The sequence below is a fragment of the Bradyrhizobium lablabi genome, assembly GCF_018131005.1.
GTDB classification, from domain to species: domain Bacteria; phylum Pseudomonadota; class Alphaproteobacteria; order Rhizobiales; family Xanthobacteraceae; genus Bradyrhizobium; species Bradyrhizobium lablabi_D.
In genome coordinates this window covers 1-3,046 of record NZ_JAFCJK010000031.1, presented here as the reverse complement: position 1 = coordinate 3,046, position 3,046 = coordinate 1, and the positions used below count along the sequence as shown (strand labels likewise).

At 60.3% G+C, this 3,046-nt stretch carries 3 protein-coding genes; 1 reads left to right on the top strand and 2 read right to left on the bottom strand.

The window, feature by feature from the left end:
- Positions 1-313, bottom strand: a 313-nt coding sequence (locus JQ553_RS34155) for a MarC family protein (protein WP_283817324.1), incomplete at its 3' end; no start/stop codon positions are given.
- Between the two features lie 50 nt (positions 314-363).
- On the bottom strand, positions 364-2,058 hold the full coding sequence (gene aspT, locus JQ553_RS34150) for an aspartate-alanine antiporter (protein ID WP_212504467.1): 1,695 nt from the start codon (positions 2,056-2,058) through the stop codon (positions 364-366).
- Positions 2,059-2,283: 225 nt separating this feature from the next.
- Between aspT and JQ553_RS34145 the strand changes: the two genes are divergently transcribed.
- Positions 2,284-2,547 (top strand): hypothetical protein, encoded by a 264-nt coding sequence (locus JQ553_RS34145; protein ID WP_212504466.1) that lies wholly within the window; start codon positions 2,284-2,286, stop codon positions 2,545-2,547.
- The last annotated feature ends 499 nt before the right edge of the window (positions 2,548-3,046 follow it).

Sequence of the window (3,046 nt, the reverse complement as noted above, 5' to 3'; positions counted from 1 at the left end):
CTGCTGCAGCCGGTGCAGCATGAAGCATCGACCATCCAGTCGCCGCGACCACCAGACCGCCGGCAATCCGCAATGCCGGCATCGTGATGCCGAAGAAGTTGAGGATCTGACTTCCGAGGAAAAGGGACACCAGAAGCACACAGAACGCATAGGCCGCGACAAGCAGCGCGACGTGCGAGCGCTCAGTTTCGGAAAGTCCCATCGTCCTGTCCAGGAAGATGAAGGCCAGCCCGTAGGGATTGATCACGGCAAACAGGGCGCTGAAGCCGAACAGGAAGTCACCGATCCATCTGGAAGTCACGAACTCTGTCATGATGTTTCGACCATCGTACAATCTCGCTCAGCCCGTTGATGTCGGACGATTTAGCCGGCAACGACAAGGACGATGATCGAGCCCCACATCGTCAGCAGAATGTTCGCGACCGGATAGGCCGGCGTGTAGCCGAGCACCGCCACCGGGCTTCCGGAGCGCTCCTGGACCGCCGCCATCGCGGCTGTCACGGTCTGCGCCCCGGCGAGTGCGCCGAGAAGGTGGATCGGGTTCATGCGGAGCACCAGATGACCGAAGAACAGTCCAATGAACTGCGGCAACAGCGTTACGGCCACGCCGCCCAGGAAGAGCCCCAGACCCGTTTCCCTGAGTGCCGCGAAGAACGTCGGCCCGGCCTGTATCCCGGTGAGACCGACAAACGCTGCGAGACCCAGCGAGGTCATCAGCGTGACAGCGCCATCGGGAATTCGCCCGAACAGGGGATATCGCGTGCGGAGATAGCCGACCAGTAGCCCGGCGAGCAGCACCCCGACGCTCGTACTGAGATTGATCTTGACGTTTCCCACGGAAAACGTCGCCAGAACACCAGCTAACCCGCCGAGGAATATCGCGGCTCCAAGCACGACGAAATCAATGGTGCCGCTCGGCGCGATGACAACGCCGATCCTTGAGGCGGCTGACTGTACGAGTGCGTCGGGTCCGACGATGCGAAGCATGTCGCCACGCTCGATAGTGACGTTGGCTGCAACGGGAATCTGCTCATCGCCGCGCTTGATGGATCGCACATAAATGCCGCGCGTCCATTCCTGTTTCGAAATGTCGTTCAGGTTGGAGCCTGCAAGGTCCGGATTGATCACGAGGACGTCGGCGCTGGTGACCGGAATGTCCAAAAGCTCCCTGTCCTCGCGTTCCTCGGCAAGCGGACCGATCAGTTCGACAATGACCTGACGTGGTCCAGACAGCGCGACCACGTCGCCCGCTTCGAGCATCAGGTTGGGCATCGCATCGATGATGTGCTGTCCACGACGAATCCGGTGAATGAAGAGACGCTGCTCCGGCACCAGTGTTTCGGCAACCGCCACCGACATCCCGGCCAAACGCGCTCCTTCGGCCAATCGATACGCACGCAGTTCAAACTTCCGCCAGGCCGACGCCAGGTCCGGCCTGGCGCTGTCCATTCCCAGTGAATGTTCGAGCTTTCGTGCTTCCGCCTTCAGGTCGATCTTCAGGAGTGCCGGGGCGATTGTCGTGCAAAACAGGATCACGCCCGCATAGCCGAAGATGTAGCAAACAGCATCTGCGACGGCCATGTGAGCAATCAGTCGTTCGCGGTCAGCGGAGGGCAGTCCCAGCCCGTTGATTGCATCCGTCGCTGTGCCCATGGCTGCGCTTTGCGTGAGGCCGCCCGACAGCAGCCCCGCTGCAAAGCCGGCGTCGAGCCCCAAGATCCTGGCGACGAGAACCGAAGCTGCGAGACCCACCAGGCTAACGCATATCGCGAGCAAGAGCGGCTTCACGCCGTTGCGCTTCAGGGCAAGAACGAACTGCGGTCCGACGGAGTAACCGACCCCAAACAAGAACAGCAGAAAGAGAAAAGACTTGGTCATACTGGAGACGGGGATGCGGGCGAATTGTCCGACCAGTAGCCCGGCGAACAGAGCACCCGTTACCGGACCAATCGTGAAGGTCCCGATCCTGAAGCTTCCGATCCAGTATCCGGCGGCGATGACAAGGAACAGCGCGAGCTCGGGGTAACGAACCAGGAACTGTTCCAACCAGGCGAGCATGACCCCTCATCCCATTTTTCAGACATCAAGGAGGCCGATGAAGTTTGATGCTCCGCGTTGATCTAGATCAAGACAGCCGAGCGGCCCCCGAGGAATTGCCAGTCCCGGATGGGCTGCCAGTTGGCCGGCCCCAGGATAACGAAGCAGCGAGGCGCAACCGGCTAGGTCGAGGATGGCGTTAGAGGTACAGGCGCCACTGCTCGTCGCCACAGATGGAGCAAACGGATGTGGGTCCTGATGTACGTCTTCTCCTACTCAGTCAGTCCGGCCGCTACCATGGACAGGGCCGAATGGAGGCTCCTCCCAACCGTGGTGTTTCAGGAATTCACAAGCGAGGAGCGATGCAGGTCGGCCAAGGCGACGCTCGAAGGCAGCCTGAAGGAGGCGGGAGCCAAGCTAAAAAGCGGCATGGAAGACTTGAAGAGCATAGGCAAGGCTGACCCGGCGCAGATCATCATTGCCTATAATGTGGAATGTCTTCCGAAATAAGTTCGGCGGCCCCATGGTGGGATACTGACAAGCCGAGCCCTTGATCCCGCGCTTTTCGCGTCGATACGCTCCCTTCCAGGGGATGGTGAAGGCGGAATGCGCGCAGTATCCAAATTCTCTAGCGCAATCAACGCGACTCACGACGTCCAGTCCTTCGCGCAAAAACTTTCCCCTTCCATCGTCGGGCAAATCAGTTGTCCAATCCCGCCCGTCTCACCCGATCGAGGGGCGCTTCGCGATCGTCACGAGTGTTGCGGTGAGATGCGGTGGACGCGGAGTGCGCAACTGACGAGTGCGCGCAACGCGGACGGCGAAGTCGTGTGGTCCTGACGCCCCAGTGGCTGGTGTTAAGTCAGCGAGAGGCCAGCGCCTCTTGCTGATGACGGTGGCAACAAAGCCCGGTCTCACCGAGGAGATCACGTATAAGCCGTAAACCATCGCGCAGGGAAAGCCGGGCTGTTTCCGGTTACACCTGTGGTCCTACCCCCGTGCTTTTTGT

What these genes read in the sequence shown, in the direction of transcription:
- aspT (WP_212504467.1), bottom strand. Translation starts at nt 2,058, where the DNA reads ATGCTCGCCTGGTTGGAACAGTTCCTGGTTCGTTACCCCGAGCTCGCG.
- JQ553_RS34145 (WP_212504466.1), top strand. Translation starts at nt 2,284, where the DNA reads ATGTGGGTCCTGATGTACGTCTTCTCCTACTCAGTCAGTCCGGCCGCT.